This is a genomic window from Microvirga rosea, assembly GCF_020595095.1.
GTDB classification, from domain to species: Bacteria; Pseudomonadota; Alphaproteobacteria; order Rhizobiales; family Beijerinckiaceae; genus Microvirga; species Microvirga rosea.
Map to the genome: position 1 here is coordinate 25,331 of NZ_JAJDOP010000012.1, position 21,085 is coordinate 46,415.

At 60.4% G+C, this 21,085-nt stretch carries 20 protein-coding genes and 1 riboswitch; of the genes, 14 read left to right on the top strand and 6 right to left on the bottom strand.

Features of this window, described 5'->3' with window-relative positions:
- Window positions 1-52: 52 nt before the first annotated feature.
- Entirely contained in the window at window positions 53-415 is a 363-nt protein-coding gene (locus LJD17_RS20430) for a hypothetical protein (RefSeq protein ID WP_227386042.1), read from the bottom strand.
- A 1,124-nt stretch (window positions 416-1,539) separates the two neighbouring features.
- Between LJD17_RS20430 and LJD17_RS20435 the strand changes: the two genes are divergently transcribed.
- From LJD17_RS20435 to LJD17_RS20455, 5 genes are all read left to right on the top strand, one after another.
- A complete protein-coding gene (locus tag LJD17_RS20435) occupies window positions 1,540-2,253 on the top strand; it encodes a gamma-glutamylcyclotransferase (protein WP_227386043.1) in 714 nt (237 codons plus the stop codon).
- Window positions 2,254-2,389: 136 nt separating this feature from the next.
- On the top strand, window positions 2,390-2,974 hold the full coding sequence (locus LJD17_RS20440; RefSeq protein ID WP_227386044.1) for a GbsR/MarR family transcriptional regulator: 585 nt from the start codon (window positions 2,390-2,392) through the stop codon (window positions 2,972-2,974).
- A 3-nt stretch (window positions 2,975-2,977) separates the two neighbouring features.
- On the top strand, window positions 2,978-4,399 hold the full coding sequence (locus LJD17_RS20445) for a cytochrome ubiquinol oxidase subunit I (protein WP_227386045.1): 1,422 nt from the start codon (window positions 2,978-2,980) through the stop codon (window positions 4,397-4,399).
- 3 nt (window positions 4,400-4,402) lie between these two features.
- On the top strand, window positions 4,403-5,410 hold the full coding sequence (gene cydB, locus LJD17_RS20450) for a cytochrome d ubiquinol oxidase subunit II (RefSeq protein ID WP_227386046.1): 1,008 nt from the start codon (window positions 4,403-4,405) through the stop codon (window positions 5,408-5,410).
- On the top strand, window positions 5,410-5,532 hold the full coding sequence (locus LJD17_RS20455) for a DUF2474 domain-containing protein (RefSeq protein ID WP_227386047.1): 123 nt from the start codon (window positions 5,410-5,412) through the stop codon (window positions 5,530-5,532). Before cydB ends, LJD17_RS20455 begins: the two co-directional genes overlap by 1 nt.
- Window positions 5,533-5,689: 157 nt before the next feature.
- Here LJD17_RS20455 and LJD17_RS20460 read toward each other — a convergent pair whose 3' ends face one another.
- The 3 genes from LJD17_RS20460 to LJD17_RS20470 are packed head-to-tail and all read right to left on the bottom strand — an operon-like array spanning window position 5,690 to window position 9,032.
- The gene (locus LJD17_RS20460) at window positions 5,690-7,075 is read right to left on the bottom strand and encodes a tripartite tricarboxylate transporter permease (RefSeq protein ID WP_227386048.1); all 1,386 of its coding nucleotides are present in this window, start codon (window positions 7,073-7,075) and stop codon (window positions 5,690-5,692) included.
- A gap of 2 nt (window positions 7,076-7,077) precedes the next feature.
- Window positions 7,078-7,671: a hypothetical protein gene (locus LJD17_RS20465; RefSeq protein ID WP_227386049.1), complete on the bottom strand. Its 594-nt coding sequence runs from the start codon at window positions 7,669-7,671 to the stop codon at window positions 7,078-7,080.
- 47 nt (window positions 7,672-7,718) lie between these two features.
- Window positions 7,719-9,032, bottom strand: a complete 1,314-nt coding sequence (locus tag LJD17_RS20470) for a hydroxymethylglutaryl-CoA reductase, degradative (RefSeq protein ID WP_406600857.1) — start codon at window positions 9,030-9,032, stop codon at window positions 7,719-7,721.
- Between the two features lie 70 nt (window positions 9,033-9,102).
- Here LJD17_RS20470 and LJD17_RS20475 point away from each other — a divergent pair, with 70 nt between their 5' ends.
- The 9 genes from LJD17_RS20475 to LJD17_RS20520 all read left to right on the top strand — a co-directional run bounded on the left by LJD17_RS20475 (window position 9,103) and on the right by LJD17_RS20520 (window position 17,901).
- On the top strand, window positions 9,103-10,542 hold the full coding sequence (locus tag LJD17_RS20475) for an aminotransferase-like domain-containing protein (RefSeq protein WP_227386050.1): 1,440 nt from the start codon (window positions 9,103-9,105) through the stop codon (window positions 10,540-10,542).
- 59 nt (window positions 10,543-10,601) lie between these two features.
- Window positions 10,602-11,504: a hydroxymethylglutaryl-CoA lyase gene (locus tag LJD17_RS20480; protein WP_227386051.1), complete on the top strand. Its 903-nt coding sequence runs from the start codon at window positions 10,602-10,604 to the stop codon at window positions 11,502-11,504.
- 1,013 nt (window positions 11,505-12,517) lie between these two features.
- Window positions 12,518-14,275: a family 1 glycosylhydrolase gene (locus LJD17_RS20485; RefSeq protein ID WP_227386052.1), complete on the top strand. Its 1,758-nt coding sequence runs from the start codon at window positions 12,518-12,520 to the stop codon at window positions 14,273-14,275.
- Window positions 14,276-14,312: 37 nt separating this feature from the next.
- Window positions 14,313-14,861: a hypothetical protein gene (locus LJD17_RS20490; protein WP_227386053.1), complete on the top strand. Its 549-nt coding sequence runs from the start codon at window positions 14,313-14,315 to the stop codon at window positions 14,859-14,861.
- A gap of 421 nt (window positions 14,862-15,282) precedes the next feature.
- Entirely contained in the window at window positions 15,283-15,759 is a 477-nt protein-coding gene (locus LJD17_RS20500; protein WP_227386054.1) for a DUF2231 domain-containing protein, read from the top strand.
- A 130-nt stretch (window positions 15,760-15,889) separates the two neighbouring features.
- On the top strand, window positions 15,890-16,240 hold the full coding sequence (locus tag LJD17_RS20505; protein ID WP_319799712.1) for a PAS domain-containing protein: 351 nt from the start codon (window positions 15,890-15,892) through the stop codon (window positions 16,238-16,240).
- A gap of 5 nt (window positions 16,241-16,245) precedes the next feature.
- Window positions 16,246-16,785: a DUF488 domain-containing protein gene (locus LJD17_RS20510; protein ID WP_227386055.1), complete on the top strand. Its 540-nt coding sequence runs from the start codon at window positions 16,246-16,248 to the stop codon at window positions 16,783-16,785.
- A 295-nt stretch (window positions 16,786-17,080) separates the two neighbouring features.
- Window positions 17,081-17,569, top strand: coding sequence for a DUF4142 domain-containing protein (locus LJD17_RS20515; protein WP_227386087.1), 489 nt, complete (start codon window positions 17,081-17,083; stop codon window positions 17,567-17,569).
- Window positions 17,570-17,583: 14 nt separating this feature from the next.
- Window positions 17,584-17,901, top strand: a complete 318-nt coding sequence (locus tag LJD17_RS20520) for a cupredoxin domain-containing protein (protein WP_227386056.1) — start codon at window positions 17,584-17,586, stop codon at window positions 17,899-17,901.
- A gap of 772 nt (window positions 17,902-18,673) precedes the next feature.
- Here the strand turns inward: LJD17_RS20520 and LJD17_RS20525 are convergent.
- A complete protein-coding gene (locus LJD17_RS20525; protein ID WP_227386057.1) occupies window positions 18,674-18,973 on the bottom strand; it encodes a hypothetical protein in 300 nt (99 codons plus the stop codon).
- Window positions 18,974-19,039: 66 nt separating this feature from the next.
- On the bottom strand, window positions 19,040-20,887 hold the full coding sequence (gene thiC / locus LJD17_RS20530; protein WP_227386058.1) for a phosphomethylpyrimidine synthase ThiC: 1,848 nt from the start codon (window positions 20,885-20,887) through the stop codon (window positions 19,040-19,042).
- A gap of 58 nt (window positions 20,888-20,945) precedes the next feature.
- Window positions 20,946-21,053: riboswitch (TPP riboswitch) on the bottom strand.
- Window positions 21,054-21,085: the final 32 nt, after the last annotated feature.

Sequence of the window (21,085 nt, forward strand, 5' to 3'; positions counted from 1 at the left end):
TCAACCTGAGCAAGCCTGAGCTGCACAGTCTAGGATGACGCTCGTGAGACCCCTACCCATCCGATGCAACTCGCCCTGGATCAAACAGCCCTTGTAGCACGACGATCCCCCAGATTGCGTCTGCCAGCTCGGTGATCACTTCGCTTTCGTGTGCGTCAAGGACATCGGCGCCAGCTTGATGATAATCAATATCGTCCTCCCGAAAAGACGCGCCAGTCACGCCAAAGCGACAAATGCCTAGAGCCAAGTTGGCGAACACATTAGGAGCTGCGGCACTCTTGTCGTCGAAGCCACTTTGTCCACGCACTAGTGCAGGAGTTGCATCCACGCCGCCTGCTGCGCGCACGTCACGCTTGCGCTCATCGCAAATCTGGAGCAGGGATGAAATCGTAGTGGATGCCGGTGATCCGCTCATGCAGCATGACCCCGCCAGAAGAGATTGGTAGGGTTCGGACCTTCGTAGAGCGGTCTGGAAGATCGGCACACCTTGAGAGAATTGCCTGTAAGCTCCTAGGGAGCATAGACATTGATTGTGGGAAGCAACCTATGACCAAGGCCCCAGTGCCGGAGAACGAGTCCCCTGAAGAAAACTCTGCCAGCACGCCACAGCTTGACCGCCTGGAGAGATTGGCGAACGCGGCCGCTACTGCGGCGCAAGCTAAGCAGTGGCAGGCTCGCAAATATGGCCTTCGCGAGCAAAGTGAGGTCTCCGAGGTCCGCAACCTCTCACATGATGCCGAAGCCAGAGCTCGAGCTGAAGCAGCCATGCAACAGATGTTAGCAAAATCGGCTGGAAAGCGGCGATAGCCAAGGCCCTTCTCACAGGACAAGTTCGCTGACTAGGCGACAGTTAAGTAGCTGGCTCCCTGGAGCGCAAGTTCAAACAACTAAATGCGCATGAACGAGTGAAAGCCCGGGCTCGGTCAGTTTCTGAAGCTCCCAGCGGGACGTGACAGACTATTCGGACCTGATCAAGTTCATCCTGACCGGCCCAGTAGTAGTTTTACCACACCTCCGATACGCCTGCTTGCCGACGTCGCTGGCTTGAGAACTGTGAATACTCACGCGGAATGCACGTTCACGTGATGCATACCGTGTGCTATTCAAACCTTCGCGGGGCGGGCACCGGCCGCGGAGAAATTGAACCCTCGCAGCGACACCTGAGCGCGGACGAGCTCATGTTGATGAGCCTGGGGCATTCGCCTGCCTCCATCGATCAATCGACCGAGATCATCGCCGACGCCTATAGGATGCCGGAGCATCAACCGGAACAGGCATCCTCCACGTGACGTCCAGGCTCTGGCCTATGAGTAGAATTCCGCAGAAGACGCTGACGGCAGCGGTCGGGCGCCCCGTCGCGGAGCCATGATCAAGCAAGGGACCATGGCGCGGTTCATCAGGATCCGCCAAGAGGAAGTGCATCATGGGTGACGCTGCCCTGCGCCACCGACATGACCATGCTGCCACTTTAGACCTACATATCGTCCGGCGGCCTTGAGGAGACCGTGAGACCCAAAGCCGAGCCCACTGGAGAGCGGAATGGAAGGATCAAGCGCGACGAAGCGAGCCCACAGCCTGACCCGTGAAGCGCTCCGGGACGGATTCGTGCACGAATTGGTCGCTCGCTCGGGGATCGACTTGGTCGTGCTAAGCGACGAGGAGCGGCGGGTATCCCTCCATGCAACCCTCGCCGCGCAACCCGCACCGGGCGATGTCTGGCTGTTTGCCTATGGCTCGCTGATCTGGAACCCGGCCTTCCACTTTGTCGAGCGCAAGCCCGTGCTGATCCGGGGTTGGCATCGGCAGTTCTGCCTGTCTACCCCCATCGGGCGCGGGACCCCGGAGAATCCCGGCTTGGTCCTCGGGCTCGACCGCGGCGGCTCATGCCGGGGCGTCGCCTTTCGCGTCGCGCACTCCGAGGCGGAGGCCGAGCTTGAACTGGTCTGGCGGCGCGAGATGGTGATGGGATCCTACGTCCCCCGCTGGATCAAGCTGCGTGGGCCTGACCTGCCGGAGTGCACCTACGGCATTGCCTTCACCATCAACCATGCGGCCCCGAACTACGTGCGTCCGGTCTCTGAGACCAACACCGCTCAGGTAATTGCGACCGCATGCGGACCGCTCGGCTCCTGCCAAGACTACCTCTTCGATACGATCCACGGCCTGGAAGGATTTGGGATCCGCGATCACTATATGAACCGCATTGCCGACCTGGTGCGTGAGCACCGGAGCGAGGCGAGGGCGAGAGGGTGATGCTCCCTCCTTCCCCCTCCCGACACTAAGCAGCCCATAAGCTCGACTGCAGCCAGTGCCTGATGCCGGCGCGTCACTTGACTTGGATCAATGCAAATCACATATTTCAGAAATTTCTGAAATTTCAGGATATGTCGTGAACCTCCCTCCCCTCGTCCAGACATTCGTGCTCCACTTCGGCGAGATGGGCTCTCGCTGGGGCATCAACCGCACTGTCGGGCAAATCTACGCCTTACTGTTCCTCTCCAAGGAGCCGCTGAACGCCGAGGACATCGTCGAGCGGCTGGGCGTCTCGCGCTCCAATGTCAGCATGGGGCTCAAGGAGTTGCAGGCCTGGAACCTCGTACGGCTTCAGCACAAGCCGGGCGACCGGCGCGACTACTTCGCCACGCCCGAGGACATCTGGCAGATCGTCCGCACCCTCGTGGAGGAGCGTAAGAAGCGGGAGATCGACCCGACCATGACGCTCCTGCGCGAGGTGCTCATGCAGGAACCCGCCAGCGTGGACGAGCGCCATGCGCAGGAGCGTATGCGCGAGATGCACGACCTCTTCGAGCTGCTGACAGGCTGGTACGCCGACGTGCAGCGGCTCGATACTGAACGGCTCGTCCAGCTTCTGACGCTGGGCTCGAAGGTGCAGAAGATCCTGGAGATGAAGGACCGCCTCTTCGTCGTGCCGGGATCGAAGAAGAGCCGCCGCGACGCGACCAAGGACAAGTAAAAAATGTTCGACCAGTTTGACGCACTGCTGCTGGCACGGTTCCAGTTCGCGTTCACCGTTTCATTCCATTTCATCTTCCCGTCGTTCTCTATTGGGCTGGCGAGCTACCTCGCCGTGCTGGAGGGGCTGTGGCTATGGACCGGGCGCGAGGTCTATCTCAACCTGTTCAAGTACTGGCTCAAGATCTTCGCCCTGGCATTTGCCATGGGTGTGGTCTCGGGCATCGTCATGTCCTACCAGTTCGGCACCAACTGGTCCGTGTTTTCCGACAAGGCCGGGCCGGTTATCGGACCGCTCATGGCCTACGAGGTCATGACGGCCTTCTTCCTTGAAGCCGGCTTCCTGGGCATCATGCTCTTCGGCATGGGGCGCGTCGGCCGGAAGCTGCATTTCGCCGCGACCCTTGCGGTCGCTGTCGGCACTTTCATCTCGGCCTTCTGGATCCTGTCCGCTAACTCATGGATGCAGACCCCGGTTGGCTACGGCGTCAACGAGGTCGGGCAGTTCGTCCCACAGGACTGGTGGGCGATCATCTTCAACCCATCCTTTCCTTACCGCTTAGTCCACACAGTAATGGCAGCGTATCTCACCACAGCCTTGGTCGTGGGTGGTGTCGGGGCGTGGCACCTCTTGCGCGAGTGCACCAATAAGGGTGCTCGCGTGATGTTCTCGATGGCCATGGGCATGATTTCGGTCGTCGCCCCGCTCCAGATCTTCGCCGGCGACATGCACGGCCTCAACACGCTGGAGCACCAGCCCGCCAAGGTCATGGCCATGGAGGGGCACTTCCAGAGCCACCCTGACGGGGCTCCGCTAATCCTGTTTGGCATTCCCGACCAGGAGGCCGGCACGGTGCACAGCGCCATCGAGATCCCAAAGGCATCCTCGCTTATCCTCAAGCACGACCTCAATGCCCCGCTGAAGGGGCTCGACACGGTCGACCGCGCCAATTGGCCGTACGTGCCGGTGGTGTTCTGGTCGTTCCGCATCATGGTAGGTCTGGGCTTCGCGATGTTTGCCCTCGGCGTGCTCAGCCTGTGGGCGCGCTTCCGCAGTCGGCTTTATGACTGGCGCCCGCTGCACTGGCTGGCGCTGACCATGGGACCTGCGGGCTTTGTGGCCGTGATTGCCGGCTGGGTTACCACGGAGGTCGGACGGCAGCCCTTCACCGTCTATGGCCTGCTCATGACCGCGGCCTCAGCTTCCCCGCTTGAAGCGCCGGCTGTCGCCGCGTCACTGCTGACCTTCATCGTGGTCTACTTCATCGTGTTCGGCGCTGGCACCGGGTACATCCTTAAGCTCATGGGCAAGGCCCCGCACCCAGGTGAGACCGGACCCGAGGCCGGGCGCGAGCCGATCCGCACCGCGGGCATCACCCCTGCCCCGGCGATCGACCCGGCGCGCACCCTCGGCGCGGAGGCTTGAACCATGATCCCTGTTTTTGATCTCCCCACCCTCTGGGCCTTCGTCATCGCCTTCGCCGTCTTTGCCTACGTTGTGATGGACGGCTTCGATCTCGGCATCGGCATCCTGTTCCCGTTCTTCCAGCCCGGACCGGAGCGCGACAGCGCCATGAACTCTGTCGCGCCGGTTTGGGACGGCAACGAGACCTGGCTGGTGCTCGGCGGGGGCGGCCTGATGGCGGCCTTCCCTCTGGCCTACGCAATCGTCTTGCCGGCGCTCTACGCGCCGATCATCGCCATGGTGCTGGCGCTGATCTTCCGTGGTGTCGCCTTCGAGTTCCGCTGGCGCGATCCGGGCCACCGCCGCTACTGGGACTTTGCCTTCACGACAGGCTCGGTCGTGGCGACGCTGGCGCAGGGCATCACGCTCGGTGCCCTGCTTCAGGGCATTGCGGTGGAAGGACGCTCCTATGCTGGCGGCTGGTGGGACTGGTTTACACCGTTCAGCCTGTTGGTCGGCATCAGCCTCGTAATCGGTTATGCCCTGCTCGGCGCGACATGGCTCGTGATGAAGACCGAGGGCATGGTCCAGAACCACAGCTACCGCCTCGCCGGCAAGCTCGCCATCGGGCTGATCGTCTGCGTCGGTCTGGTGAGCGCGGCGACTCCGTTCCTGAATGGAGCCTATTACGAGCGTTGGTTTGCTTGGCCGCAGGTGCTGTTCACGGCCCAGGTGCCGCTGCTGGTCGGTCTATGCTCCGGGGCGCTGCTGGTAAGTCTGGTACGCCGCTGGGAATACTGGCCGTTCCTGCTGACGCTAGGGCTGTTCGGTCTGTGCCTGCTCGGCCTGGGCATCAGCATGTTCCCGTACGTGGTGCCGAACGCCGTCACGATCCACGAGGCTGCTGCCCCGACTGCGAGCCTTCAGTTCATGCTGGTGGGCGCGAGCGTACTGATTCCAATCATCCTCGCCTACACCGGGTACTCGTACTGGGTGTTCCGCGGTAAGACCGGACACGAGGGGTATCACTGATGACCGACGAACTCGAACAAGGCTCCGCCCTGCGTCGCTGGCTGTGGTTCGTCGGTCTCTGGGTTGCCGGCGTCGGCACGACTGGAGCGGTCAGCCTCATCATTCGGTTCTGGCTGCATTAATAAGCGAGGTGTTTGTCAGCGTCGCCTCTCTTCAGGACAATGCGCCAAGCGGTGCCACGCGCAGAACCGGCAAACTCCAGAATGAATACGGGCTCAGGAACCTTGCGTACCTGAGCCCGAGTAATCATAGAGAAGGCGTGGAGCTGCTCTTGGCGCGTCAGCCCGTAATGAGTTTGGTCAACGCTGGTACGCTGAGAATAGCCGTATAGTAGCCCATGAATTGGACACCGGTGTTGAATCCGAGGATCCGGTACAAAAGGCCGCCGACGAGGCCCACAGCGATAACTACCAGCAAACCAAGCAGCTGGCCTTCCCACAGCCCAATCACCAGCACGAGGCCGACGAAGGTGGCAATGATGGCCTCATGGCTGATCCGGCGCGACACGAAGGCCGCCGCGGTACGTGCGTAGTTCATGGCGAACGGATAAGCCACCAGGGCTGCCAGCAATACGCCCAGGAAGCCATAGCCGAGGAATTCCCACGGCGTCATCATGGTGTGCAGGTTATTGATCTGCCCTGCGGCGGCATCCACCGTGAAGCGGGGCGGCGCATTGAACAGGGGGGCTGCAGGTCCCGCGGCAACAGGGCTCAACGGCAACCCAAAGGCAATGAGTGGGATCAGGGCTTCGGCAATATAGGTGGACTCCGTCACGCCGTTGCGCACGCTCAACACGGTGGTAAGCCGCCGGTAGGCATGCTTGATCCGCGAAGACACGACCTCGCCCATGATCACCGTCATGGCAACTGGGCTGAAGACGAAAGTTGCGCTGGTTACCGCAGCAGCGCCTGCCGTCCACTTCAGCTGCGTTGCATCCAGAACCTTAAGTGGATTCGGGAAGTAGCCGCCCCAACTCTTCACGTCTGGCGCAAGCGAGAACTTGCGCGGGCCATCTCGCCGCATCCGCGCTCTTTCCACCGGTGCGAGGACACAGAAGAGGTCGGCAACAAGCGGACCGATGGCGATGCCGAGGAAGTAGCTGACGCTGAGCTTCACGCCCTGACTGCCTGTGTAGGCTTGCAGCGCCACGATCATCAGCACGAAGGGGACAAGCGCTGCAACGGAGGCCCAGCGGCCTGCCGAAAAGTAGGCGATGAGCAAGGCGGCAGCGAGGAAGATCCACGGAGCCGAGCTCGTGATCATCTGGCCAAACGGTGCGAGCAGCAGAGCAAACCCGACCGACAGCGGTACGGCGATCAGCGCCGCCACAAGACCTCCAGCAAGCATCTTCCGGAGGGCGATGTGAGGAGCGCCGAGATTGCGAAGCGCCGTTGCCTGCGGCAGCAGGGGCACAGCCAGCGTGTCCCCGGGAATGCCAAGCAATGCTGTCGGCACCGCATGGGTCATATGCTTCGACACGGCAGCCGCGAGCCAGAACGTGAAGACACCAACTGGTGGCACGCCGAGCAGCACAACCAGCAGCGTCACGGGCGCGATAGTGGTGGTTTCGTCGGTACCGGAGATCAGGCCGATAGCCGAGAACAGGATCGCGCCCGCAAGGCCCATGGCAAGGGCGATAGAGATGTCGTAGAGAAGCCCGTCCATGATTATGCTCCAGCGGCGGTCTTCAGCGTCTGAGGAGCAACAGTACCCTGCTCTTTCTCGTCAGCATTTCGGTTTGAGTCATAAGATGCGAAGAGATCGTAGAGGCCCAGCTCTTTCATCTCCTGCGCCACGACGGGAGGTAGATCCTCGATGCGGCCGATGGTGCCGGTCTCAGCAGCGAGCTGTTCCATGGCCTCGGCCCGCCACGAGGGATCGGCCGCGCTCTCCATGACCTCACGCTTCGGCGGGAACAGTTTCGCGCACACGATGCCGCTGACAACGCATCCGACAAGACCCGCCAGCATCGCATAGGCTCGCCCAACCGCCGCAACCTCGACGGTAGCGGCAAAGATGCGACCCGCAATGAAGTAGGTACCGAGGCTGATGGCCGCGCCGATAATGATAGCAACACCGAGCTGACGCAGGTCAACCACGTCGCCCCAGACTTCTGCCAGTTGATACTTCGCTACGGCACGATTAGTCGAAACCGGACCGGCCCGATTTGAATGAGTGAGTCTATCCATTTCCTGTTCCTCCCGGAACGTTTTGTTATTGTTGTAGCTGATGGTTAGCTGGCACCGATAGTTCTCAATCATGCCAGCCCGCAAGACCTGACGACGTTCGTCAGGTCTTGCGGCTCTCCTTACCCGCGGATGCGGACAAGAATCTCTTTGGCGCGATCGGTGCGCACGTCGTGCGCCTTCGCAAGCTCGGCCGCCACGACCTCGACCTCGTTGCCTACGGCTCCGGCAATGATCGCGATATTGCGGGCATGAAGGGCCATGTGACCGCGCTGAATACCTTCAGTTGCCAGAGCACGAAGCGCTGCCATATTCTGCGCTAGGCCAACCGCAACGGTGACCTCGGCCAGTTCCTGCGCACTCCTCACCTGCAATACCTTGAGAGCGGCCTGTGCTGCCGGGTGCGTTTTGGTGGCACCGCCGACAAGGCCGACGGCCATGGGCATCTCAAGGGTTCCAACAAGGTTGCCTTCCGTGTCCATCTCCCAGGTGGAAAGAGAGGTATAGTGTCCGCTACGCGCCGCGTAAGCGTGGGCACCCGCTTCGACCGCGCGCCAATCATTACCTGTTGCCACAATCACTGGGTCGATGCCGTTCATGATGCCTTTGTTGTGAGTCGCCGCGCGATAGGGATCGATCGCTGCGAGCTCATAGGCCTCCAGGATGCCCTCAATCATGCGGCGTCCGGAGAACTCTTTCGTGGCAAGAGTTGTCTCGGCAATGCAGACCCGCGCGCGGGAAATGCGCAGATCGGCGAGATTGGAGAGAATGCGAAGGCGTACCTGCCCCCCAGTGAGTTCTTCGACGGTAGGAGCAACCGTCTCAGCCATGGTATTGACCGTGTTGGCACCCATGGCGTCACGTACGTCCACCAACAGATGCATGACAACCATCGGCCCGCGAGCGCTCTGCGGGAAGACATGAACCTCGATGTCCTTGCAACCACCGCCCAAGCCAACGAGAACCGTATCGCGTGCATTTGCCTCGGTCAGGATTCGATCCCGCGCGGCGAGCAGCTTGAGTCGCGCACCATAGGGATCCGTGACCCCGACCACCTGCACCTGAGCCCGCATGATTGGTCCCGTGCTTGACGTCTCGAAGCCACCGTGTTCGCGCGCCAGTCGGGCCATGTAGGATGCGGCTGCCACGACAGACGGCTCCTCAACCGCCATTGGCACGAGATAGTCACGGCCGTTGACGAGGAAGTTGGTAGCGATGCCAAGCGGTAGCTGGAATGTGCCAACGACGTTCTCGATCATGCCGTTGGCGCGTTCAATCGGCAGGGCATTTGGCTGGCCCAGAATGACTGCGTCTTCCGCGCTTAGGCCGACTGTCTGCGCCAGAGTGTCGAGACGCTCACTCGGCGTTTTGTTCCGGTAGTTTTCAAGGCGCGAATTGATTGGCTTCGGCGCAAGGGTGCCGGCGTTATCCATCATCTCTCCCCTATATGCTGCTTGGTTATTGAATGAAATTGTCCTATGCTGACTGGGACAATCAAGGGACAGTTTGTGCCAATATCGCCATGACTGTCCCAGTAAAATATTAGGGACAGTCATGGCTGGTCAGCATCGACGGATGACGCGCGTCGATTCAATTGTCGAGCATCTAACGACCATGCTGCGTGCAGGGGCCTACAAGGTGGGCGAAAGGCTGCCCTCCGTGCGGCAAGCGGCACAGGAGCATGATGTCTCGAAGAACACCATGGCAGAGGCTTACGATCGGCTTGTGGCTCACGGCCTCCTAGAGGCGCGCATCGGTTCTGGCTACTATGTATCTCATCTCGATTTGTCCCATCCTAGCCCTTCACACCCCCATGTAGCGGAGGCGGTTGATGTCGTCTCCCTGCTGCGGGAGCAGTTGGATCATCATTATGAGGTGCGCCCCGGCGACGGCCGGCCGCCCGCTTCTTGGATGGAAGACTCGGAGCTGCGTCGGTACTTCGTCAATTTCAAAGCAGCCGGGCCGGACAGCGTTGATTTCGGCTATGGCAGCTCACGAGGCTACGGTCCCTTGCGGGAATGGCTCCGTGTGCAGCTGATGGATCGCTCCATCGCCGTGCGGTCGGACGGTCTGTTGCTCACCCATGGGGCCAATCATGCGTTCGATCTCATCATTCGCCATCTCATCGAGCCTGGCGACACAGTGTTCGTCGACGATCCAGGCTATTATCCGCTCTTCGGCAAACTGACACTCGCAAAAGCACAAATTGTCGGCATTCAGCGCGGGCCCGATGGCCCTGAACTGGCGGATCTAAACGCGAAGCTCGTCACTCACAGGCCAAAAATTTTCTTCACCCAATCTCAGGCGCATAATCCAACAGGAAGCTCCCTCTCGCCTGGAACGGCCTTCGGCTTGCTACAGGCGTCCGAGCGCTTCGGATTTCACCTTGTCGAGGATGACACCTTCGCCGACCTGCTATCCCCAACATTGCCACGCCTTAGCGCCCTCGATCAACTTGATCGGGTTCTCTATGTCGGAACGTTCTCAAAGACACTATCGGCAAGTCTACGCAGCGGCTTCGTGGCAGGAAATCCGGCGATCATCGGTCCGTTGAGCGATATCAAAATGGTGACAGGCGTCGCAACGTCCGACTATGTTGAGCGCTTCATCTTTAATCTGATCAACGGCGGGCACTACCTTCGCCATCTGCGTCGTCTGCGAGCACGCCTTGAGGATGCGCATCGAATTGCGGTGACAGAGCTGACGAATGTCGGCCTGACCGTCTACGCCGGTAAAATTCCGGGTTTCTATCTCTGGACTGAGCTGCCTCCAGATATAGACGAACTCGACTTAGTCCATAAGGCTGCGGGGGAGAGTATATTTCTCGCACCTGGTCAGGTGTTTCGGCCTGGGCGCACGCCGGGGCGACGGGCTGCAATGCGCGTGAACGTTGCTTACGGCGCAGATGAGCGCTTTCTGGATTTCCTCAAACGCTCGCTGAGATAGAGACCCCCTTCTCTGGATACTGCTTTTCCCCACAATATTATGAGAGGTCAACGGCCCATATGACGTATCCGAAAACCGTGCGCATCGTTGAGGTAGGCCCCCGTGACGGGTTGCAGAATGAGCCCGGCATTGTCGCGACAGAAGTCAAGATTGAGCTGATCAATCGTCTCACCCATGCGGGACTGCAAACTATTGAGTCCGGCAGCTTCGTTTCACCCAAGTGGGTGCCTCAGATGGCAGATACGGCTGAAGTCCTGAGCCATATCCAACGCAAGCCCGGCGTTCAGTACCCAGTACTCGTCCCGAACATCAAAGGACTCCACGCAGCTTTGGAAAGCGGTGTTGAGGAAGTGGCTGTTTTTGCTTCCGCATCGGAGGCATTTTCACAACGGAATATCAACTGCACCATCGATGAGAGCCTCGCTCGATTTCAGCCCGTGATTGCGGCCTCACGCGAGCGGGGGGTTAAGGTCAGGGGATACGTCTCCTGTGTACTGGGGTGTCCGTACCAGGGCGACGTGCCGGCAGAGAAAGTCGCCGATGTTGCGAAGCGCCTTTTCGATATGGGCTGCTATGAAATCTCTCTCGGCGATACAATCGGCGCTGGTACTCCCGCAGCGGCATTCGCTATGACTAAGCATGTCCTAGGATTCGTTCCTGTCAACCAGATTGCGCTGCATTTTCACGATACCTACGGGCAAGCGCTTGCCAATATCTATGCCTGCCTCGGCTTGGGTATCAGCGTACTCGATTCGTCCGTTGGTGGTCTTGGCGGATGCCCATATGCAGTTGGCGCCAGTGGCAATGTTGCGAGCGAAGATCTCGTGTACATGCTGCACGGCATGGGCATAGACACAGGGGTGGACCTAGGTCAGCTTGTTGAGGCAGCCCGCTTCATATCGCAGGCAATCGGACGAGAGCCTTCGTCGCATCTTTCCAAAGCTTGGAGGCAAGGTAATTAACTAAGCTCCTAGCCCCAGGCCATGGGATCTGCGGGTTTGGTCAAGTAGATGTCGACTGACTTGGCATGGGGGAGGCTGCTCCTGTGCACAAACGCTATCTTGTCGATCTCGCCCGCCACGAGCACTAAGCTCCTGAGCCGTCTCAACAGGGCATCGCTTCAGCCCGGACGTTTACTCGTGCGCCGAGAGTTCAACTCCCGTCGTTCCAGTCGGTAGGACGAGAGCTTGTCCGTTCCTAGCATGCTCGGAGCGCAACCCTGCTTCCTCAGGTCAAGCTAGTCTCTGCGAAGTCCAAAGCACACTTGTGCAGGGTCGCAGCGTGCCCTTTGATACGCCCTTGCGAGCACTCTGTGACATCCGCGATGTGGGTGTAGGTACGTTGCAGCTACCTCACGTGTGCCGAACGTGCGGCCGATTCACCACCCAATCCGCAAGAAGAAAGTTTTTACTGCGTCAACCACGTCGAAGTTCGAGTCGATAGCTTAGCGCACATTCCATCTGTCGAAGGTAGTGTAGGGGTGAGGGGTGCCGAGCTTCACCTTATCTCTTGGACGCAGATGACTGGCCTCGAGGCATTTCAGATCCTGCATGTTGATCTACCATTATGCTACATCCCTGTTGTAAGATAGCGTCTCTTGCAGCACGCCTGCATAATTGTTGATGGCACACAAGTTTCCTGCTCATTGACAGCTTGCTCGTGTCGCATCGGGTATACCCTGCGGTGACGTTACTTCGGGCAGTGAATTTCATGCCACCTGTGAGTTGACGCGCCTATTTGTGACACAGCTACGGTCGGGCTTGAAACCCTGAGATTGCAACATGGCCCGCGCTAGTTACGCCAGCGCCACCGACCAAGATCTCTATACTCAGCTTGCAAAGTTTAAAGCCGAAGACTGCAGGATGGTTCGGTCTGAGAAAGTACTAGGAGCGATCCAAAACGGCGGGAACCTTCTTGGCTTGTTGCGATCCAATGGTCATCCATCAAGGCTCCACCAGGCACGGATGAATAGGACATGATCCGCTCGGTTGCCTACTCAAAGGCGGTATTTGCCGGCATGGCAGGCGCCATCGTCTGGGAAATCGTCGCTCGGCTGCTGATCTGGGCCGGCGTGCCATACTTCGACATCGTTAGGACCCTTGGAACGCTGGTGCTGCCCCATGCCGACCAGTGGACGTCCTGGGCTGTGGGCATGCTGCTGCACCTGCTGGTCGGTGCGATCTGGGCCGTGTTCTACGCCTACTTCTTCTGGTCCGTCTTGCCCCTGCGTCCTAGCCTCCAGGGTCTAGTGTTCGCCCTCATGCCGATGCCACTGGCGATCTTTATCATGCATCCGCAGTTCGACCTGATGCACCCGCTCGTCCAAACCGGCCAGATGCCCAGTTCCGGATTGTTTGGTTTGAGCACTGGAGCGAACGACCCCCTCTCGATTGCCGTTGGCCACCTGATCTGGGGTACGGTGTTGGGCCTGCTTTACACCCGGCCTGTCGGATATCGGGCGGACCGTCCGCCGTGCCTAAGCCATCGGCCCCAGGGCTCATGCCCATTCGTCGGCGAGGCTCCGGGGCCGCCCAATCACCGGTTCATGTTCGCGACCGGCATCGAGTGCAGCTATCCCACCCTTGAGGGCGGAAGGTGGCGCATGGACCAGATGGCGGCCTGCGGCCATTACCGCCATTGGCGCGCCGACCTGCAACTCGTGCGGGATCTTGGCCTACGCTACCTGCGCTACGGTCCTCCCCTGCACCTGATCCATCGCGGCCCCGGCCGGTACGACTGGTCGTTCCTGGACGGCGTCGCTGCTGAGATGCAGCGGCTCGGCATCGTGCCGATCATAGACCTGTGTCACTTCGGCCTGCCCAACTGGTTGCAGAACTTTCAGAACCCTGAGGTGCCGCTCGCGCTTGCCGACTATGCCAGGGAGTTCGCCCGACGCTATCCGTGGGTGCGGTTCTACACCCCCGTCAATGAGATGTACGTGTGCGCCAAGCTCAGCGCCCTGGAAGGGCTATGGAACGAGCAGTGCCACGATGAGCACGCCTTCGTCACCGCCGTCCGTCACCTCGCCAAGGCCAGCGTGCTAATGATGCAGGCGATTGCAGAAGAACGCCCCGACGCCATCTTCATCAACAGCGAGAGCGGCGAGTTCTACCAGCCCTGCTGCCCTGATCCAGAGATCCGACGCATCGCCGCCTTCGAGAACGAGCGGCGCTTCCTTCCGCTGGATCTCCTTTACGCCCGTCCTGTGCATGAGGACATGCGAGCCCATCTTCTCCAACACGGCATGTCGGACGAGGAATACGCGTGGTTCATGCAGCAGGACGTGCGCGGCCGGTCGATCCTCGGGGTCGACTATTACGAGTGGAACGAAAAGCTCATCGACAGCAACGGGCATGCGCTAGCACTGGGCGAATTGTTCGGCTGGTATGCCGTCGCCGGCCAGTACTACCAGCGGTACCAGCGGCCGATGATGCACACCGAGACCAATCGCATGGATGCCCGCGACGGACCGCGCTGGCTCTGGCGGCAGTGGCATAACGTGGAACTCATTCGCCAGGCAGGCGTGCCGGTCGTCGGCTTCACCTGGTACTCGTTAACCGATCAAGTCGACTGGGACATCGCGCTGCGGGAGCCGCTCGGCAACGTCAATCCGGTTGGCCTGTTCGACCTTAACCGCGACCCGCGGACGGTTGGCCTCGCCTACCAGCATCTCGTGCGCCTCTTCGGGGCTGACCTCAACGAGGCACCATCCGTCGAGGCAGTGCTGGAGTAAGCGTCAAAGGTCGCAGCCCAAAACGTGAGGAGGCTCCATGCTTAAGATGCTGCGGGCCCACGGACTCGATGCCGGTCCGACCCAACGGCCGTTTCTCGCAGGGGCCATCGCAGGCGTGACTGCAGCGATCCCGGCCCTGTTGGTCCTAGCCGGCTTTCAGTCCCTGGATGCACCTGCCCGAACTATCGGCACGTCCGCAGTGGCTACCGGTCTCGTCTATGCCGGAGTGATGCTTCTCGGTGGGATCTTGTACGGCTGGCTGTTCCAGCGGGCGGCCAACGACATGCGGGGCGGCTGGCTCTTCGGCATGGCGTTCGGTTTCGTCCTTTGGATGATCGGGCCGATCCCGCTGCTGCAGTGGCTGCCGGATCAGCCGATCCTGCGCGGCTATCCCGCTACCGGACTGCTGTTAGCCCAACTGGTCTGGGGTCTCGCTTTGGGTATCGTGTTTTCACCCGTTCATCATCGGCTCTACAAGAGCCTTGACCGTCAGTTGGGCCCTGGATCAGCCACCACAGGACCGGAGGCCGCGACCGAAGTGCAGAGACTTCGGCCACTCCCGTCGGCCAAGCGTCCGTCATCTTGAAGGGTCCTACCGCTCCAACACGGTTTGGGAACCTTTGTCGAGATGCTCCATCTAATGAGAATGGGCAGGAACGGGAGCTTGACAATGCAGATTGCAGCAGTCGTTGCGGCGCCGTTGGATGCCCTTGATGACAAGGCTCTGGTTGAGCGAGCCCGTAACCGGGGTGGGGCCGAGGTCCGACTGATCATGCGAAGGCGCAATCGGCGCCTGTTCCGTGTGGCTCGCAGCGTTCTCCACGACAGCGCTGAGGCCGAGGACGTGGTGCAGGAGACCTACGACCGCGCCCGTTGTATTCTGCGGCAATCCCTCAGCAGAACGTTCTCAGCCGTGGTGAGTGACGTCTTCCATGCGCCGGCGCCGCTGCGCCCGGATCACGGACGCCGTGCCGGAGCATCCCAATCAGTAAGCAATGGAGGCCATTATGCAAGCCGAGAACCCGATCCGTGCCGGGAACCCTCAAAGCACGGCGCAGATAGCCGGACACCCGCTGCACCCTATGCTGATCCCGTTCCCAATCGCCTTTCTCGTGGCCACCCTTGTGTGCGACCTGCTCTTCTGGAACACGGGCAACAGCGCCTGGAGCACGGCCTCGCTCTATCTCTTGGGTGCCGCGCTCATCATGGCGGCGCTCGCGGCAGTCGCCGGCCTGACCGACTTCCTGGGCGACCGGCGTATCCGCGATCTGTCGGCGGCCTGGCACCACATGGTGGGCAACGTGGCCGTTGTTCTTCTCTCATTGTTGAACTGGTACCGCCGCTACGAGGCCGGCGACGCCGCCGTGCTCCCCATGGGACTTCTCATCTCGCTCGTCGTCGTTCTCCTCCTGCTCTACACTGGCTGGCGTGGGTGGGAGTTGGTCTACCGTCACCGGGTCGCCGTCTCGGATCAAGTTCCCTGATCCGAGTGTTCCGTGCAGCGGGGATCTGAAGGGAGCCAGAGATGGATTTGACCCAACTTGTTGCCGAATCCATCCTTTCCGCTGCCGCTGACGCCATAGTGGCGACTGACCGTGACGGGGGCATCTGCGTATGGAAACCGAGCGCGGAGCGGATCTTCGGCCATCGCGCCGACGGGCACTCGAGCAGTCGCCGGACCTCATCTTCCCGGAACACCCGCGTGCACGTGGCTGGGAAGGGTTCCGCCATGCCATGGCAACGGGCGAAAGCCATTATGGCGTGGGTGACCCCCTGTCCGTGCCGGGCACCTGCCAGGGTGGCCAGCAGGTCTTGCTCGAGTTCACCATTGTGCCGCGAAGAGATGCGCAGTCACAGATGCATAGCCTTGTTACCGTCATGCGCGACGTGACCAGCCGTTTCGAGGAGATCAAAGTGTTGAAGAAGAAGCTCGCCGAGACAATTCTACTCCCGAGCCCCCACTGACCGGCATGGCAAACCCGTTCTACACCATCGGGCATTCGACCCGCTCCATTCCCGAGTTCGTTGATCTTCTTCGCGAGGCGAAAGTCGGTCTTGTGGTGGATGTCAGAACGGTGCCGCGCTCCCGGACGAACCCGCAGTTCAACCGCGACGCCCTGCCCGAGAGCCTTGCGGGCTATCAGATCCGGTACGAGCACATCACCGAACTCGGTGGGCTGCGCGGCAAGCAGCGCCTGGTTGCCCCCTCCCCGAATGGATATTGGGAGAATGCAAGCTTCCGGAACTATGCCGACTACGCCCTGACGGAGCGCTTTCGGGAGGGGCTCGCCCGCCTGACCGACCTCGGCGGCAGGAGCATCGCGGCGATCATGTGCGCCGAGACCGTGTGGTGGCGCTGCCACCGCCGGATCATCGCCGACTACCTGCTCGCGGCCGGTTACTCGGTGCTTCATATTCTTGGCCCCGGCAAGATCGAGCCGGCATCGTTGACGCCCGGAGCCCACCCTTCCCCAGGCGGACTTGTCTATCCCCCGCGCCAGGCATCCTGACGGCCTCGGTTAGTATGTCTCCCAGGTGCGTTGTGTCCCTGGTCAGCTCCGAGGGGAAATCTCAGTGCCCATGAGACTGGGGTGCCTTCCTATCCTGGCTCTGCTCACAAAGAACCGGGAACCCTCCATGAGTTGCAGCATCCAATGCAGTAGCTGGCGGATATGCCCACCGGCTGCCCGGTGTCGTCGGCAAAAACTTGATCCATCGGATCAGCGCCAATCGAAGGAGAGAACCATGTCCAAGCTTCCCGTAACCCTGCTGGGCGCCTGCCTATGCCTCGCGCCGTACGGCGCAATGGCACAACAAGCCGCCAAGCTCACGGATCCGCAAATCGCCCACATTGCTTACACGGCCGGGCAGATCGACATCCAGGCGGCCGAGCTCGCCCTCAAGCAGTCCAAGAACAAGGAGGTCAAGGCCTTCGCCAACGACATGGTGCGTGACCACAAGGCGGTGAACGAGAAGGCGCTTGCACTGGTGAAGAAGCTGAACGTCAAGCCGGAGGACAACGACACCAGCCGCCAACTCACGCAGCAGGCCGGGGCTAAGCGGAAGGAACTTAGCACACTCAAGGGTGCAGCCTTTGACAAGGCCTACGCCCAGAACGAGGTTGCCTTTCACCAGCAGGTCAACAGCGCACTTCAGAACACCCTGATCCCGAACGCCAGCAATGGCGAGCTCAAGGATCTGCTCTCGACCGGACTCAAGATCTTCCAGGGTCATGAGCAGCACGCCGAGCATCTTGTCCAAAGCCTGCCCGCGCGGACTGGGGCTGTGCATTGATGGGAGACTGATCGATGTGCCGGCTGATCATTCTGGCTGCGGTTGCGTTGGGGATGCTGGCCAGCCCGGCATCCCCGGCCGGGACAATACGGCCTATCCTCATGAAGGACATCGCGTTCGCGCCGAAGCAGGTCACGGTGCATGTCGGCGACACTTTGGAGTGGGCCAACCAAGACATCGTGGCGCACACAGCGACAGCCAAGGACAAGAGCTGGGAGGTAAACGTGCTACCGGGAAAGAATGGACGCGTGGTGATGAAGGCGGCTGGCACGTTTGACTACATCTGCCGCTATCACCCGAACATGACGGGCGAGATCATCATAGAGCCCTGAAGAGCGAGGGGCGGGCAAGCGCTAACGGTTCTGCCCACATCGGCGGCTCGACGCCATTTTTCCCAGGATGAAGCGGGTCGCCGACACCATCCCATCCGGCTTTCGCTGGCCGAAGATGAAGTTTGCCGCGCCGGGCTTCACGAGACTTGAGTTGCCGGACACGAAGGCAGCCGCCCGCACGGCGGCCGGGACCGCAATCTCCGCCTCCTGGCCCTATAGGTCACTCGCAGCACCTGCCCCTGTCGGCGGCCTCCACGCTGGGAACGATGGCGTTGGTCATCGGCTGCGAGGAGATCCCACGCGAGCTGCCTCTCACTCTGAGGGGCAGGAAATGGACCTCAAGCGCCCGGAGCTTGCCGTCAGGTCCTGGACGCAGGTTGAGGCAATGGAGATACCCGTCTTGATCTCGGAGAGGCTGCGCTTCTCCGCGCCAGATACCGAGAAGTTCTGAGCAAGGGTAAATTTAGTCACAAAACGCTCGCCAGAGCTCGGCGATGGTCTTGATTTGGTGCTCAATGGCGCAGCGGCCTCCGCCTCTTTCAGGTGCTAATCCGGCCCTACTGCGAACAAGGTAGCGAGCGCCTTGGCGCGACCGCAGGGCGATTAGATCCCAGTTTTGCCTGGAACCCTACTCACACGTATCCACGCCTGCAGGCGACGATCCTTCGCACAAGTTCATCTCCCGCTACCATGCTCCCTTGGTCAACTTCGCGAGGTGAATGAGCACACATCATTCTGAGCAAGGGCGGCTGCGCCCGATTGTCAGATCTATTTATTTGCCCGGCACCGTGAAGACAGACTGCCGAGTCAGGTTGCTTGCGATTTCTCGTGATAGCCCACGATTGGTGGCGATGACGTCCGTTTGCTTCGAAGCTAACCAAGCCAGAAGATCGTTTGCTTCATATTGTCGTTGTTGAAACCGATCGGGAACTGCAACAGCCGACGCATAAAACGCGTCGGCATCAATGTGAATGAGCTTCCTTTGCCAATCGCCGACATTTGGCTGGCGCTCATGCTTCCCGGGTTTGTATCTGAGGCAGCGCGTAAAGCCAAATTTTGGACGATTGAGCAAGCCTATACATTTCTGTGACGAACACGAACCTTTGGTATAGCGCCCGTGTCCATCACACTGGTGCGTTCAAGGCTGGTCGATGTAAAGTCTACCGCCGCCGGCGAGGAAATCCCGACTTTTCGCACGCATGCCGGCCAATCTCTCCTGGGCCTCTGGACTCATCGCGGCTACCTCCGCCCGCAAATCCTGCGTGATCTTCATCGAACAGAATTTCGGTCCGCACATGGAGCAGAAGTGCGCTACTTTGTGCACATCCTTCGGCAGGGTCTCATCGTGGTAGGCCCGCGCTGTGTCCGGATCGAGAGAAAGGTTGAACTGATCCTCCCAACGGAACTCGAAGCGGGCCCGGGACAACGCATCGTCCCGCATCTGTGCTGCCGGATGCCCCTTTGCAAGATCTGCGGCGTGGGCGGCGATCTTGTACGTAATCACGCCTGTCTTCACGTCGTCCCGGTTCGGAAGCCCCAGATGCTCCTTCGGCGTCACATAGCAGAGCATTGCCGTGCCGAACCAGCCGATCATAGCTGCTCCGATGCCGGAGGTGATGTGGTCATATCCAGGAGCGATGTCCGTGGTGAGTGGGCCGAGGGTGTAGAACGGTGCCTCTCCGCATTCGCGAAGTTGCTTGTCCATGTTCATCTTGATCTTGTGCATCGGCACATGGCCCGGCCCCTCAATCATAACTTGGCAGCCCTTGTCCCAGGCAACCCTCGTAAGTTCTCCCAGGGACTCAAGTTCCGCAAATTGTGCGGCATCGTTCGCATCGGCAATAGAGCCAGGGCGCAGTCCGTCACCCAACGAGAACGAGACGTCATAGGCCCGCATGATGTCGCAAATCTCGTCGAATCGTTCATAGAGGAAGCTCTCTTTGTGATGCGCGAGACACCAGCGCGCCATGATCGAGCCACCGCGGGAGACGATCCCGGTCACGCGATTGGCCGTGAGCGGTACATAGGTCAGGCGGACGCCCGCATGAATGGTAAAGTAGTCGACCCCCTGCTCGGCCTGCTCGACCAGCGTGTCCTTGAATACCTCCCAATCGAGCTTTACCGGATCGCCGCCGACCTTCTCCAGCGCCTGATAGATCGGCACCGTTCCAATCGGCACTGGCGAGTTGCGAAGGATCCAGGAGCGGATATTGTGGATGTTGCGCCCGGTGGACAGATCCATCACCGTGTCAGCGCCCCAGCGGATCGCCCAGACAAGCTTTTCCACCTCGTCGGCCGCCGTCGAGACAACAGCGGAATTGCCGATATTGGCGTTGACCTTGATGAGGAAGTTACGCCCAATCGCCATGGGCTCCAGTTCCGGGTGATTGATATTGGCTGGGATAATGGCCCGCCCTCGGGCCACTTCTTGGCGTACGAATTCCGGCGTAATGAACGGCGGGATAGCGGCTCCGAAGCTCTCACCATCGGCAATCTTCGCCTCTGCCTCCGTCAGGATCGCCTCCCGGCAGAGGTTCTCGCGATGGGCAACATAGATCATCTCGTCCGTGATGATCCCGGCCCGGGCGAACTCGTACTGCGTGACCAACTGACCTAGCGACGCACGGCGGACGACGCGCTCGGCTGGGCACGGCGCTACGAGCGAGTCGACTGAGACATTGCCGTTATCCTCAGGTTTCACCGGCCGCGGCTCGACCGCCGCGTAGTTTCGCGCCGTGATCCAGGGTTCGCTTACGAGCGGAAGCCCCTTGCCAAGATCAATAGCCGCATCGTCCTGGCTATAAGGGCCAGAGGGATCGTACACGCGCACAGGGGGCTCGTTGGGGTCCGTCAGAATGATCTCGCGGACGGGAACCCGGATATCGGGGCGGCCTCCTGGGGTGGCATAGACCTTGCGCGATCCTTGGATCGAGCCGGTGGTGACGGATTGGGGGGCACCCTTGGGCTTGTCGACGGTAACAGTCACTGGATCTCTCCTCTTGAGCAAAGGGAGATCCGGGCAAAGCGAGCTGAGGGCTTCTTGTCGTGCTCGATAGTTCCAGTCCCTCCGCCGGTATGACCCGGATCAGGTTCAAGGGTCACGGCGGATCTGCCGACTCTCAGCCCCTCACAGGGCTCCCCTCGGAACGAAAGGGAGCATCCGCGAGGTGTCATCTCGTGTCAA